The following is a 14,199-nucleotide window of genomic DNA, read 5'->3' on the forward strand; positions in this document are numbered from 1 at the left end:
GAAGCGTATCAAGATATCGTTGGGATCGCTCAGCCCGGTCGAGTATCGTCAGAGCCTCGGCCTGAACTTATAAAGCAGTCCAACTTTTTATCCGCCCCCCCCTGTGGCTCGCCCGAAAAGCACACGATGAACGGCCCTACCAGATGCGGATCAAGTGTTTCGAGGGAATTGATGCTGGCTGGATGCCATTCCAAGTGCCTCATGCCGCCCATCCGCTGGGCGATGATGTCATCGATTTTGAAGGCTCGCTCGGAAACGTCCGAGGGTAGTTTGGCCAGCACCGGGAATGCCCAGTGAAGGTGGGGCCAACTGCGAGAGAAACCTTGCAAGCCTGTGGTCTCAACAGGGTCATCGGTCTCGAGCACGACAAAATATATGATTTTCAGGGGATCGCAACGGTACATCTCAGGATTCGAACTGAACTTATGTCGGTAGCCAGCAAATCACCCCGGCTATGCTTTTCGTCGCCGAAATTGGCTGTGGGTGTGTTGGTCCCGGTTTTCAGGAAAAATACCTCGCGTCACCGCTATGTACAACGACGTTGGCAAGACTGAGGATTGTCGACCCTTCCTTATGGCGTCGAGCGCCCACCTCTCGTGTCGATACTCGGAACCACCGACATACCGGATCGCAGACGGCCGACATACTCCTTGCTATCGATGACGATTTTCACGGGGATTCGCTGGACGATTTTCGTGAAGTTGCCCGTGGCGTTGTCGGCGGGCAACAGCGAAAACTCGAGTCCGCTTCCCGGTGAAACGCTATCGACGTGCCCGTCAATGGTCGCATCCGGAAAACTGTCCACCTTGACCGCCACCCGCTGCCCCGGCACGACGTCGGTCAGCTGTGTCTCCTTGAAATTGCCCACGACGTAGACGGCGTTGAGAGGCACGACCGCCATGAGCTGTGTGCCGGCGCTTACGAGTTGCCCCAGACGTATGGTACGCGCGCCGACCGTTCCGTCGATCGCCGATACGATGTTGGTGTAGGACAGGTTGAGCTCGGCTTGATTTACTCCGGCCTTTGCGCGGTCCCTCTGGGCGATGGCCTGGTTGCGTTGGGTGTCAAGGAGGGGAAGCTTGTTTTCCGCTGCCACGACGGCCGCCTTGCTGTTGTCCACCGCCGCCCTGGCCTGATCGCTCACCGACTGTGTTTGCTCGGCTCGCGAGAGCGTCCCGGACCCGCTTGTGTAGAGATACTCGGACCTTTTGGCATCGGATGACGCAAAGGCGAGATTGGCTTCCGAAGAGGCAAGCCCCGCTTTCGCCTGATCGATCAGCGCATTCTGGAGCACGATCTGCGCATCGATGTTTGCGATGGCCGCCTCGGCGGCTGCGAGATCACCGCGAGCCTGCGACAGCGCGGACTGGAAGTCGCGATCGTCGATCCGCGCGACGACCTGCCCGGCCTTCACGTGTTCGTTGTCGGTCACGAGGACCTCGCTGATATATCCGGAGACCTTCGGCGCGACCGACGTGAAGTCTGCCTTGAGATACGCGTCGTCAGTCGTGATAATGAAACGGCCAAGGGTGTAGTACTGGAATCCCTGGTATGTGCCATAGGCTGCGGCAAGGAGGATCGACCCGCCGAGCATGAGGCGTCGCATCAATCCACGAGCACCTGAAGTGGGCTCTACAGGAAGGTTGCCCGTCTCCGATGCCGGAGAGGGCTTCGCTTCCCGATCCGGCTGTGGCAGCCTTATGACGTCGGGCGAAGCTATGACTGAAGACTCTGCCATCGAAATTCTCCTCATCGAAATGACGTTGATCACATTCTGGAGAAGTCGGCGTGGATCGACAGCTATACGTTTGGGTACCGGGGTCTCGGCACTAAACGGAAGCGCCGTGGATGATCAGCCCCGGGAAGCGTCGCTACCGATGGCGTCATGGATCAATTGGAGAAGCAGTGAAGTATCGATCGGCTTGGCTAGGAAGCCTGACGCGCCGTGTTTCAGGGCCATCGCCTGCATTTGATTGTCCGAGTAGGAAGTCATGATCAGGATCGGAGGGCAATCTTCCCGAGACTTCAGCAATCTGAGCATCTCGATGCCCGAAGTCCCCGGCATCCGTACGTCGGCGAGAACGCAGCGGAACGATCGGTAGCGGTCACTGTCCAGGAAGAAGTCCGCTGAGCCGAAAAGTTCGCTCGTGTATCCGGCGGTATCGAGAAAGTCCTTGATCGAATTCCGTAGGTGAACGTCGTCTTCGATGATCGCGATATGTGCGGTTTGCGAGCCAGCCATTTTTGAAACTTGTCACTTTCCGCAACGGGATTTCAGAAAAACGCGTCAAAAATCGGTTCTTGCAACGCGTGACGGCAAATCGGGACGTTTCGATCTGCACGAAAACGCGATGGTTGAGATCTAAAGCTCTCCGGTCGTCGCAATACCACGCATTGCAGGAGCGCCGTTATATATACCTCCGTTTGGTTTTCGGTAGGGATAGCCGCAAGTTTCAGATACCGCTTATCGCTCAGGCCGCAGCATACATCGAATTTCCTCGGATTCCGCCTCCTCGGGGGAATTGGCGGCTCGCCCGCCTGCGCGGAAGACATCCAGGGGAACGTCACACCTTCGCCCTAGTGACTGAAAGCGGCGACGCGACGCGCCGTTACAGTCCTCTGCTATCGTCGCTTTTCTTGGCCTGATCGCGATGCCACTTGATCGCGAAAAACATGCCGACGCCCAGCACGAGAACCTTTAGCGGGAAGAAGACGATCGGAAACCAGTCTACCCAATCGTTTGTCATTGACCAATTCTTTCTGGTTGTATGGACGCAAGGCACATACGACATTTTCGGCTTGCGAGAGACGTGCTTATTGTCGCAGCGATGAGAACACCCGCTCCCGCGAGGTCTTGGAGCAAACTACCAAGAGGGGAAGCACACGTAGAACCGCCGGCGAGCAAGGGTACCCTTTCGTACAACTGTAAACCGCCAGCGATCACCTTCATTTTCGCCCCGCAACAAGGGAAACGACTTCCCCTCACGGAGAATGAGATGATAAAGCTATCGTATTCGGCTGTACTCGCGCTCTCGGCGCTCCTCGCGGTTCCGGCCATGGCCATCGAACCCATTCCGGGTAGCATAACGTACGAGGGGCAGCCTGCCACACGCCTCAAGAAGGCCCCCGTCGGCAGCCAGTTCAATCATGACTTCTATTCTGATGGCACTCGCTATTCCGAAACATACGTCGTGCAGTCTGACCGTTCGCTCAAGCTGGTGGACCGTGTCCGGCAGTCAAGTCACTGAACTAGGTTGTGGGACCCGGCCGTCCAGCCGGATCCACCTAACGGCTATTGCAATTCGCCCCTATTCAAAGCTTCGATATCAACGACAGCGCTTCCTGCCGCGTCGATGCGCGCCCTTCCATTGGTCGGAAGCGTGAAAGTCACCAAGGCCCCACCCCTTCCACGGTTGCTTGCACTGAGCTGACCGCCATGGGCTTCAACGATAGATCGGCAGATGGCAAGACCGATCCCGAGCGCATCGCTTTTGGTCGTGTAGAAAGCTTCGAACACCTTTTCCGGGTCGGTCAGACCGGGGCCGTTGTCACCGACGGAGACTTCCACAACCTCACCGTTCACCTTCCTCGCACGTACCTCGATTGACCGACTGCGTGACCGGGTTCCATCGAAGGCCTCGACACTGTTCTTCAGTAGATTCAGAACCACCTGCTCGATTTGCACGCGGTCTGCCTGAGTGTCGGGCAGGTCACCGTCAAGATCGACGTGGACCTTGATTTTCCCCGCGATCAACTTGTCGGCCAGCGAACTCTTCACGTCCTCGATCACTGCTCTCAGCGAAACCGCCTCGCGCTTATGCTCTGTCTGCGAGAAAATGGTTCGGATACGGCTGACTACTTCTGCCGCCGCCTCCACGTCCCGCACGATCCACTCAGCGGTGCGTGTCGCCCGCTCAAGGTTTGGCGGCGTGGCCCCCAGCCAGTTCTTGAAGGCGGTTACGTTCGAGACGACGCCCTGCAGGGGCTGGTTCAGATCATGTGCGATCGAAATCGAAAGCTCCGATAGGCTCACGGTTCTCGCGGCTTTGGCCAAACGCTCGTCGGCGATCCGGAGGGCTTCCTGCGCTTTCACCTCGTCGTCGATGTCCAAGTTGACGCCGTACCATTGCAGGATTTTGCCACCGTCATCCCGGAAAGGCTCGCTTCTGTCCTCTATCCAGCGATAGACGCCGTCCGCTCTGCGTTGTCTGTAACGCATCGCGTAGGGCTTTCCCTTCCCGCGCGCCTGCGCCCAGCGGTTCTCGACTGTTTCTCTGTCGTCGGGATGGATGAGGTCTTCCACCGCCGGACTGATGTCGAGCCGAGAGCCTTCGCTTTCACGAGAGACGTTCAAGCCGTTGTTGTCGACCAGCCTTTTGTTGACGTAGACAGGCGTTCCGCTGTTGTCGGAAAGGACGATCCCCACGGGCACGGTATCGATCATGTGCTGAAGGTAACGTTCGCTTTCGCGCAAAGCGGCCTGCGCTCTGACCTCGTCCTCGATATCGATCGAAACACCGTACCACCGGATTATGTTGCCAGCTTCGTCCCGAAGCGGCTCGACGCGCGAGTCGAGCCAGCGGAACTGCCCGTCCTTCCTGAGCAATCGCCCTTTCGTATGCAGGGCGGTGCCAGTTTCGAACGCCTTCTTGAACTCCGCGGCAATACGCTCGCTGTCATGCGGGTGTATCAGCTCCGAATAGGTTGGTTGCGGTGCAGACGGATCGCTCGGGTTCTTCCCCGGCTCGATCCCGGTCCATTCGACCATTCGGTCATTGAAGTGGTAGACGAATCCTTCGGTGGACATGAGCCAGATCAACGACGGCACGGTATCCACTATGAGGCGAGTTTCCGTCTCGCTTCTGCGCAATGCGTTCAGAGCCTCGATTTCGTCGTTGATGTCGAGGAAAACGCCGTACCACTGGACGATCGAACCGTCGGTGTCGAGAAGAGGCTGAACGGTGGCATTCGTCCAACGGAAGAAGCCATCTGAACGCCTGTGGCGGTACTTGAGGGAGAATGACCTTCGCGTGGCGAAAAGCCGATTTACAGTCGCCCTCACGTCCTGCCGTTCCTCGGGATGAACCGCATCCATGAGCAGGCTCTCTAGCCCGTCGACATCCCTTTCCCCTGTCGATAGACCAAACCATTCGATCAACTGGTCATTGACGTAGGTCGTCTTTCCGTCCGGACCCGCGCGCCAGATGAGTGCGGGGACAGTGTTGATAAGCTCGCGAAGCTGCTGCTCGCTGGCTTTCAACGCCGCCTCGGCGTTCTTTTGGTCGGTGATGTCGACCGTGGAACCGTACCAGGCGGTGATGTCCCCTTTTTCGTCCCGAGAGGCGATGGCGGAATCCCGGAACCATCTGTAGGTCCCGTCGAAGCGGCGTACGCGTTGCTCGTCGATAAGGGGTTCACCCGTCGTAAGACTGTTGCGCCAGAGCGCCAAGCTTCTTTCCCGGTCATCGGGATGAATGAAGGGTGTCCACCAGGCGGTGTCGGTCCCTTCCATTCTCTCCTTCATTTCCTCCGGGGTGATCCCGACAAACTCCGTGGCGGCCGGATTCACGAACCTCATGCGGCCGTCGGGATAGGCCGACCATCCAAGTCCGGGGATATCCTCCAACGTCGGGCGGACCGCCTTATAGACCTGGTCGTAGAACGATATCGTCCGATAGGAGGTGATGACTGCCCAGATGCCGAATGCGCTTATCGCGTACGCGGACCAGCCCCTGATGCTCAAGCTGGCAAGATCGCCTTCCGCCCAGATAAGCGCGGCGGCTGCTGCGCTCATGACGATGGCCGTAGCGACACCCCACCTGCAGCCGAAGCATATCGTTGCGAAAGCGACGGCAATCAGGAGGCCGACAGGCTCGTTCAAGAGGACGGCAACTCCAGCGCCGATAGCACTCGCCGCGAAAGCAAACAAGCGGCGCTGCTGTGATGTCTGGAAATCCATCACGCCTTCCAAGGATGATGACAGGACGCGCCGGGCTACGGTAGCGGGTCGTTCATGACCGAGTTCAACCTATACCCATGGTTCGGTGGTCGAAACCTATCTCGTAGGACAGGTAAGAGGCACGGTCGACCCGGCTATTCGACGTTCTCTCGTATATGGGAAGGCAGCGCCTGCCAGGCGGTGAAGAGCTGGTTGAATGTCGTCACCTGCATCTTCTTCATCATGTTGCTGCGGTGCAGCTTCACCGTGACCTCCGAAATGCCCAGCTCGAAACCGATCTGCTTGTTCAGGCTCCCTTCGACGACGAAGCGTAACACCTGACGTTCGCGGGCGGTGAGGCCTTGATAGAGCGCGATATGCTTTTGAGAGTTCGTTTGAGCTTCGCGCCGTTCGAGATCGGCGCTGATGGCCCTCGAGACGGCATCCAGAAAAGTTTGATCCCGCACGGGCTTCGTAAGAAAGTCCTTAGCTCCGGCCTTCATGGCCTCGACGCTCATGGCGATGTCGCCGTGGGCCGTGAGAAATATGACCGGGGTGTGGTTGCCTTGTTTCAGGAGATGATCTTGTAGGTCCAGCCCGCTCAATCCCGGCATACGGACGTCCAGCACGAAGCATCCCGGCCGATCCGGCAAGGTGGCCTCGATCACCTCGCGTGCGGACGCAAAGGATACGGTGTCGATGCCGACTGAGCAGAGGAGATTCTCCATCGCCTCCCGCACGCGCGCATCGTCGTCGACCAGCGTCACGATCGGCAGCTCCGACGGCCGCGCTGCAGCCCCCTCCATGGTCATCCCCTCAAAAGCGGCGCGCGCCCACGCGATCCTATCGGATACGGATGTTAACAAGAGAAGCGTCGTTTTGGAACCCTGCCCCACCCGCCCGGATCCGAGGTCCGGATGGACCGACGAGCTCAACACTCGGCTGCCCGCGGAATCGGGCAATGACATCGGCTGCGTGCGACGTGATTTTTGGCGCGATTCGTACAAGCTCCCTTGGTTGTCGGAACTGGTTACGGCGCGATTCCGGATGCTAGGATTTCACTGTGCGGCTAGTCCGCCGGAGTCGGGTAGAGTTAATACCAGGATGCCAACATGTTGCCGGGCGGATTTGCCTTTGCTGTCAGTCGTACGATCGCGTGTGTTTTCGCGGCGGCCCTCATTGTGCAACCCGTGGCCGCGCAGGAGGTCCTCCGGGTTCCGCTTCTAACGGACATCGCCACGTTCGATCCGGACAACGGATTTGAAATCGGTGCCATGAGCGCGATCAACAACGTCTACGAGGGTCTGGTTCAATACGAGCCGGGCACCGTAAAGGTCGTCGGCCGACTGGCACATTCCTGGGAAGTCTCCGACGACGGTCGCGAATATGTTTTCAGGTTGGTTGACGGCGTAAAGTTCCACGACGGCACCGAGATGAGTGCGTCTGACGTCGTTGCTTCCTTCGACCGAAGGAAGGACGGCAAGCTGGCTCTGTCGTACTTCCTCTCCAACGTCGAAAAACTCGAACCAGTGGACAGACTGACCCTCAAGATCGTCCTCAGGCGCGCGCAACCGTCTTTCATCGACAGCCTCGCAAGCCCTTGGGGCCCAAAGGTGATCAGCCCGCGAGCGCTAGCCGAACACGATAAAGGAGACAGAGCCACCGGATGGCTCGGTGAGCACGCCGATGGAACAGGCCCTTATGCATTGGCGGAATTCAGTCGCGGCGACCGCTATGTTCTCAAGAGGAATGACGAGTACTGGGGACAGAAAGCGTTTTTCCCGGAAGTGCAGATTCCGGTCGTCCCGGACATTGGCCAGCAGATTTTGCAGTTGAGAGCTGGAGACATCGACGCCGTGCCGACGGGGTATCCTATCGCGCAGCTCGGCGGCATTCCATCCGATCTCGCGGTCTCGGCGGCCCCGAGCGTAAGCCTCTACACCCTGTTCGCGAAACCCGGCTCGCCCCTCGATGATCCGGAAATCAGGCAGGCGGTGTTGACTGCCATCAATCCGGCTCTTTGGGCGGAAGACGCGTTCGGCCAGTATGCGACGGTGGCCAGGTCGGTCTATCCCCGCGTGGTGCTCGATCCCGGCAGACCGCTCGTCTTCCCTGTCGACATGGAGCGCGCCAAGGCGATAGTCGCACGCCGCGGTCCTGTCAGTCTCGTCATCGGCCAGCACAGCGCCTCACCTGGCTATCAGAAAATCTCGGGCCTCCTGATCGCGCAGCTGGCATCCATCGGCGTCAAGGCGACGTCCTACGCGTTGCCGCCGGGAGCCGCCTTCAACTTGAAGGAGGCGACGTCGCCACCGGACCTACTCCTTACGATTGCAGGCCCGGATGCGGCTCACCCGGAAAACCAGGCAAAGGCGTTTTTCACGAAGGACGCTCCGGTCAACTTCTTCGGACGTTCGATCGGCCAAGCCGACCGCCTCATCGAGGAGGCGGGCAGTCTGGGGAGCGACGCTCGACGGAACGAACTCTACGAACAAGCCGGACAGATGATCTTCGACGCCGGGATCGCCATACCGCTGGTCGAAATGCAGGATGTCGTGGTCCATGCCAACGACATCCGCGATTTCGGCTTGAGACCCGTGTATCCCCCGGGAAACATAGACTACGAGAGCGTCCGCCGATGAGCGTCGGGGTGGGAGAGCTGGTCGAAACCCGTACTCCGCCCTTTGCCACGCTCGAAATCCGTGGCTTGCACGTTTCGATGTTGCGCGGAGGACAGAGGAACGACGTGCTCAAAGGGCTGGAGCTAGAGGTTCGCGCCGGGCAGATAACCGCGCTTGTGGGTCGAAGCGGTTCTGGAAAGTCGACCCTTGCTCACGTCATCCATGGTCTTTTGCCGCGCGACAGCCAGCCTCGGATCAGTGGCTCTATCCGTGTCGTCGGCGAGGAATTGGTCGGTGCGGGCGAGCCCAGGCTTAGAGCTGCCCGGAAGAGCCTGGTGCGGATCATCCCCCAAGACCCCTTCGACGCGCTGAACCCGACAATGAGCGTTCGAGCGCAGATGGCGGAGGTCTGCGGGGAACTCACAGCGATCGAGCGGCTGCGGTGGGCGGGGATCGGTGACACGGAACGCGTCATGGGCAGCCTTCCGCATCGGCTTTCCGGAGGAGAGAGGCAGCGTGTTCTGATCGCTATGGCGACAGCCATACCCGTGCCGCTGATCGTGGCTGACGAACCCACGACAGGTCTCGACCTCGATAACAAACAAAAGGTCACCGCGTTGCTGCGGAATTTGGCAGCACACGGAGCGGCCGTCTTGCTCAGTACGCACGATCTCGCAGTAGCGGAGATAGCGGATCGCACGGCAATCCTCGAGGACGGGCGGATCGTCGAGGTCGGGCCGACCTCGGAGATTTTCGCCCGTCCCCGCCACCCTTACAGTGTTGGGCTCCTCGCGATCCGGTATGATGGAGCCGTCGACAAATCCGCGCAGTTGCCGACCCTCGTCCGAGGCGAACGAGTTATCGAAAACCCGCAATCCGAAAGCATCGTTCAGCAAAGCGTCCCTTGGCCCCCGTTCTCCCCGAATCAAGAGGAAGTCGTGTTGGACATGCGCCGGGTTTCGAAGGCCTTTCGTACGAGAAGCCTCTTTCGGGTTACCTCTCGCGATGTCCTGGCCGAGATCGACCTCACCGTGGAGGCCGGAGAGTGTGTGGCGCTGATAGGCGAGAGCGGTATCGGTAAATCCACCCTCCTCAAGATCGCCGCTGGGCTCCTTGAACACGACCGCGGAACGGTCGGGTCCGACGGCGGCCGCCCTCAACTGGTCTTCCAGGACCCTAAATCTTTCCTGACGCCTTGGGTCCCTATCGGCGAACAGATCGTCGAAGGGTTGCGTTCCGCGAAGGTGGCAAAGGTGCCTCGTGATAAGCGCCTGGCGGAATTGATGGATTTCGTCGATCTCGAGCGCTCGCTTGCCGATGCCTTGCCTTCAGAGCTATCTGTCGGTCAATGCCAGCGAGCCGCGATCGCCAGAGCGATTGCGGTTTCCCCCCGGCTCCTTCTGTGTGACGAACCCATCAGCGCGCTGGACACGTCGCTCGCGGCGTCGATGCTGAACCTACTCGGCCGCATCCGCCGCATCTATGGCACCGCGATAGTTATCGCGACGCACGACCTCCCCGCTGCCAGGATCGCCGCGGACAGGATCTATCGCCTTCACAATGGAAAGCTGCACGAACTCGCAGACATGTCGATCTCCTCGCGGGACGACCGTTGTGATCCATCCGGCAGGGACGCCCGACTATGTTGAGGGCGCTTGGACGAAGACCGGAAGCTTCGAGCAACGGCGGGTCTGTCCGCAGGATAGATGTTCCCGGCATCATCGGCCTTTTCGGCCTTCTGCTGATCACGGCCACAGCAGCGTTCCCGCAGCTCTTCATGCCATACGACCCGCAATTGCGGGTGGGTCCGGCATTGCTCCCTCCGTCGATCATGCACCCCTTCGGTACGGACGAAATCGGACGGGACCTTTTTTCACGGGTCATACTCGGCATAAGGTTCACCTGGCTGCCCGGGATGGCGATCATCGGGGCAAGCTTCCTCGTCGGAACGGCGATCGGGTTGGTATCCGGTTTTGCCGGAGGATGGCTCGACGCGGTTCTCCGGAGGGTAACCGACGTCTTCCTGATGGTGCCGTCGATGCTTTTCGCCATCGCGTTCGCGGCGGTGCTCGGCCCCGGTGTCGAGAATTCAGTGATCGCGATCGCAGTCTGCTGGTGGCCTTGGTACGCCTTGATCGCACGCGATGAAGTCCGACGTATCTTGGCCTCCCCTCATTACCTTGGGGCAAGGGTATCGGGCGCTTCGCGATCGAGGCTGGTTTTCAGGTACGCCCTGCCCGGCGTCGTCCCGGCACTAATCGTGGCAGCCGGCGTGGATGTCTCCAACGTCGTCATGACCTTGTCGTTGATGTCGTTCCTCGGCTTGGGACAGCCTGACCCCGCTCCGGAGCTCGGAGCCTTGGTTTCGCGCTCTCTCGACAGCCTGACGATGTTCTGGTGGCTCCCGATACTCCCGTCAGTGGCGATATTCCTTATCTGTTTCTTGGCGAACCTTTTTGCCGACGGGGTCCGCCATGCACTCAGAGGGCGGTAGAGCATGCGATATCTCGGACGCAAAATCGCGGGCGGCATTCTGACACTGATGGCGATGACGTTCTTTGTCTTCTGCCTTCAGAGCGTCGTGCCAGCCGATCCGGCCCGCCTCATCGCGGGACCGACGGCACCGCCCGCCACGATAGAGGCCTTACGCGCGCAGATGGGCCTGGATGAAGACGTCATCACGCGGTACCGACACTTTGTCACCCGTGTCGCACATGGTGACCTCGGCGTCTCGGTCCGCACAAGGCAGCCAGTGGTCAACGATATTCGGAAGCACCTGCCCGCGTCGATCGAACTTGCGGTTGTCGCTCTGCTGCTCGGCAGTTCGGTGGCCGTCACGGTGGCGGTCATCCAAGCCACCTATCCATCGTTGCGCATGCTGCGTCTTGCACTCGTAGGGCTCGGGTCCTTGCCAGTGTTCCTGACTGGCCTGATGCTGGTCCTGGTCGTCTGGTATAAGCTTGGATGGCTGCCGGGTTCCGGCCGCCTCGGTGTCAGGGGGTTTTCCGGTCCGACAGGCCTCCTTCTTGTGGACACGGCGATCTTCGGCAACCTACGCCTTTTCATCGACGCGGCCGCTCATCTTCTCCTGCCCGCTTCGGTTCTCGCGCTACCCGTCGCGGTCGCGGTCGGGCAGGTCCTGTCAAGCTCGTTGCATGACGTCATGAAGCACGGATACATCCGGACCGCGCGTGGCAAGGGCCTAAGCTTGGTATGGGTCGCCGCACGCCACGGTCTCCGTAATGCAGCAAATGCGGCGCTTACGATGAGCGGCCTCCAGGCTCGCCTGTTGTTCGGTAACATGCTGGTCGTCGAACGCATCTTCGCCTGGCCCGGACTCGGCATGTACATGGTCCAATCGCTGGCCTACTCGGACCTCCCGGCCATCCTTGGCGTCGCTCTGGTTCTCGGAGGGCTCTATGTCCTCGTCGGGATGATTGTCGAGACCACGCAGAGGATCGCCGATCCACGGATATCGATCGAGTGAGGTGCGGCGAGCAAACCTATACGCCGGGATAGGAAGGCGCGACTTTTAGATACGTATCAAGTTCAATCCCGAAGCGGCATTTTCAAGGTCGTGTCGATGACACTCTGACGCGAAGCGAGATTGGAGGCGGGCGTTGACCTTGGAGCACGTTGCGCGTCTCGGCGCGGTAAGCGTTTCGACACCCGATCGCTTGTTTCCGATCAGGAACTCCGCTCGCGGAAGGAGTGGGCTGACCGATTGGCAGTGTCGCCGCGTCCGCACCTTTGTGTCTGAGAATATCGCTGGCTCCATAAAGGTCCGCGATCTTGCGTCTCAAGCCAAAATCAGTGTCGGGCATTTCGGTAGGTGCTTCATGATCGCGTTCGGGGTTTCGCCGTCCAGCTTCGTGATGGGGGAGCGCATGGCAAAGGCAAAGGCCCTCATGGCGAACTCGAACTGCCCGCTATCGTCCGTCGCCGAACAATGTGGACTATCGGACCATGCGCACTTCTGTCGCCTGTTTCGCCGCCTGGAAGGCGTGCCGCCAAGTGAATGGAGACGGCAGGCGGTGGAATTGCGCGCAAGATCCCAATCGACGCTCTAGGAGTTTAAAGCGGTCGATTGACCGCCATGTACCGATAGCCTGTCGAACATCCGCACGACGTCTACGACAGACTTCGCATGCATCTTTTTCATCATGCGTCCACGATGCAGCTTCACCATGATCTCGCTGATGCTCATCTCGAACGCGATCTGCTTGTTCATGAGACCTTGGGAAACGTATTCCCAGACTTCCGTTTCACGCGGGGTCAGTCTGCAAAATCGCTGCATTAATTTGTCCGCCTCCGCTCTCTTGGCTCTTGCCTGCCTGTCGGCCTCCATCGCCCTTGTTATCGCATCGACGACGGCCTGAGAGTTGAACGGCTTCAGCAGGAAGTCGAAAGCGCCAGCCTTCATCGCTGAAACACTCACGGATACGCTGCCGTTTCCGGTGATGAAAATGATCGGCATCGGATTGCCGCGATGCGAGAGCTCTGCCTGAAGTTCGAGCCCTGTCATGCCGGGCATTTGGATGTCGAGAAGGATACACCCGGCGCTCTCCCCGTCAGCCTCGGACAGAAACTCTTCAGCACTACCGAAGCCAACTGCCTCGATCTGTACCGACTCGAAAAAGTTGAGCAGTGATGCGCGAAGATTTGGCTCGTCGTCAATGACGTAAACCCTCTGTCGAATCACGTCTTTCTCCGGTTGAGATGACACGGCTAAACTCCTTTTCATTGATGACGGCGAGGTCCGTCCGTGGCTTTGCCTAACTGTCTTTAAGTGATGACGGTTGAGAGTGGCTATGGCTTCGCTCCAGCCGATCGGAAACGCGCGGCAACCTCATGCGAAACATGACGCCCGACCGACCGCGACGACATTCGAGCGCACCCTGATGGGCTTCGACGATGGATCGGCATATATCGACGTCGGAATCGGCTTTAGTGGTCCGCTTCCGTTGGTCTTCGAGCTTCCCGTTCCCCGATGTCAGGGGTGTTCCTATGTCGAGGACGATCTCGTCTCCGATGTCGGCGATGCACAAATGAACCGCATGCCTTTCCGTTTTCCGTGCGGGTTGTTGCTGTAGGGTGCTCACTAAAAGGGTGACCACGACCTGGAGAAGCTGGAGCTCGTCGCCAAGTACCAACGCGCGACCGGGAGACTGGGCAAGATGCAGGGTCACCGCCCTGGAGAAGCTTTCGCACTGGCTGAACTGGACGGCGCTTTTTGCCAGCGAGTTGATATCCACCAGCGCCAGAGTCGAAATTCGCCTGGCGATCATGCGATCCGCGAAGCCGATTACTTCATCCGCCCAGCGGGCACATTGGACAATGCGCGAAAGCAGGACTTCCATTTGCTCGGTCGTATCGCGTCCCGAAACCAGGAGCCTCTGGGCGGTACCGCAATCCGTCACGATTACCGCCAGAGGTTGCCGGGTGTCGAGAACGAAGGAGCTTGTCATGCGCCCAAGAAGCCTGAGACGCGCGGCCTGCCCGCCGCTCACCTCGAGCTCCTGTAGCCTCTGCTCTTGAGAACCCTTTTCAAACGTCCGTTCGGTGTGCGGGGCAAAGTCCACGGTCGCTACCTATTCCCACGTCGGTTGGTGAAAACCGCGCTCGCGCGCCGCGGTCCTT

Annotated in this window: 13 protein-coding genes; 6 read left to right on the forward strand and 7 right to left on the reverse strand. The window is 59.4% G+C overall.

Annotated features, from left to right (window positions below; all coding sequences use genetic code 11):
• Positions 1-571 precede the first annotated feature (571 nt).
• The 3 genes from FHW37_RS31610 to FHW37_RS33845 form a co-directional block, all read right to left on the reverse strand.
• Positions 572-1,738, reverse strand: coding sequence for an HlyD family secretion protein (locus tag FHW37_RS31610; RefSeq protein ID WP_246691034.1), 1,167 nt, complete (start codon positions 1,736-1,738; stop codon positions 572-574).
• Between the two features lie 114 nt (positions 1,739-1,852).
• Complete coding sequence (locus FHW37_RS31615) at positions 1,853-2,242, reverse strand: response regulator transcription factor (RefSeq protein ID WP_145643540.1); 390 nt, start codon at positions 2,240-2,242, stop codon at positions 1,853-1,855.
• Between the two features lie 367 nt (positions 2,243-2,609).
• The gene (locus FHW37_RS33845; protein WP_186458499.1) at positions 2,610-2,747 is read right to left on the reverse strand and encodes a hypothetical protein; all 138 of its coding nucleotides are present in this window, start codon (positions 2,745-2,747) and stop codon (positions 2,610-2,612) included.
• A gap of 249 nt (positions 2,748-2,996) precedes the next feature.
• On the opposite strand from FHW37_RS33845, the gene FHW37_RS31620 reads away from it, so the two are divergent.
• Positions 2,997-3,248, forward strand: coding sequence for a hypothetical protein (locus tag FHW37_RS31620; RefSeq protein ID WP_145643541.1), 252 nt, complete (start codon positions 2,997-2,999; stop codon positions 3,246-3,248).
• Between the two features lie 44 nt (positions 3,249-3,292).
• Here FHW37_RS31620 and FHW37_RS31625 read toward each other — a convergent pair whose 3' ends face one another.
• Both FHW37_RS31625 and FHW37_RS31630 read right to left on the reverse strand, forming a co-directional pair.
• Positions 3,293-5,959: a PAS domain-containing sensor histidine kinase gene (locus FHW37_RS31625; protein ID WP_145643542.1), complete on the reverse strand. Its 2,667-nt coding sequence runs from the start codon at positions 5,957-5,959 to the stop codon at positions 3,293-3,295.
• A gap of 134 nt (positions 5,960-6,093) precedes the next feature.
• Positions 6,094-6,744 carry a response regulator transcription factor gene (locus FHW37_RS31630; protein WP_145643543.1) on the reverse strand — a complete coding sequence of 217 codons (651 nt, stop codon included), beginning with the start codon at positions 6,742-6,744 and terminating at the stop codon, positions 6,094-6,096.
• 306 nt (positions 6,745-7,050) lie between these two features.
• Between FHW37_RS31630 and FHW37_RS31635 the strand changes: the two genes are divergently transcribed.
• The 5 genes from FHW37_RS31635 (at position 7,051) to FHW37_RS34745 (ending at position 12,629) form a co-directional block, all read left to right on the forward strand.
• Positions 7,051-8,580: an ABC transporter substrate-binding protein gene (locus FHW37_RS31635; protein WP_145643544.1), complete on the forward strand. Its 1,530-nt coding sequence runs from the start codon at positions 7,051-7,053 to the stop codon at positions 8,578-8,580.
• A complete protein-coding gene (locus tag FHW37_RS31640) occupies positions 8,577-10,208 on the forward strand; it encodes an ABC transporter ATP-binding protein (RefSeq protein ID WP_145643545.1) in 1,632 nt (543 codons plus the stop codon). The genes FHW37_RS31635 and FHW37_RS31640 overlap by 4 nt, the downstream gene beginning before the upstream one ends.
• On the forward strand, positions 10,202-11,053 hold the full coding sequence (locus FHW37_RS31645) for an ABC transporter permease (protein WP_145643546.1): 852 nt from the start codon (positions 10,202-10,204) through the stop codon (positions 11,051-11,053). Before FHW37_RS31640 ends, FHW37_RS31645 begins: the two co-directional genes overlap by 7 nt.
• 3 nt (positions 11,054-11,056) lie before the next feature.
• Entirely contained in the window at positions 11,057-12,046 is a 990-nt protein-coding gene (locus tag FHW37_RS31650; RefSeq protein ID WP_145643547.1) for an ABC transporter permease, read from the forward strand.
• A 265-nt stretch (positions 12,047-12,311) separates the two neighbouring features.
• Entirely contained in the window at positions 12,312-12,629 is a 318-nt protein-coding gene (locus tag FHW37_RS34745) for a helix-turn-helix transcriptional regulator (protein WP_432442917.1), read from the forward strand.
• Here FHW37_RS34745 and FHW37_RS31660 read toward each other — a convergent pair.
• Positions 12,626-13,285 carry a response regulator transcription factor gene (locus tag FHW37_RS31660; RefSeq protein WP_246691035.1) on the reverse strand — a complete coding sequence of 220 codons (660 nt, stop codon included), beginning with the start codon at positions 13,283-13,285 and terminating at the stop codon, positions 12,626-12,628. The two genes, FHW37_RS34745 and FHW37_RS31660, sit on opposite strands and share 4 nt — an antisense overlap.
• Positions 13,286-13,334: 49 nt before the next feature.
• The gene (locus FHW37_RS31665; RefSeq protein ID WP_145643550.1) at positions 13,335-14,141 is read right to left on the reverse strand and encodes a HAMP domain-containing histidine kinase; all 807 of its coding nucleotides are present in this window, start codon (positions 14,139-14,141) and stop codon (positions 13,335-13,337) included.
• Positions 14,142-14,199: the final 58 nt, after the last annotated feature.

It is taken from the genome of Neorhizobium alkalisoli (genome assembly GCF_007829835.1).
Classification (GTDB): domain Bacteria; phylum Pseudomonadota; class Alphaproteobacteria; order Rhizobiales; family Rhizobiaceae; genus Neorhizobium.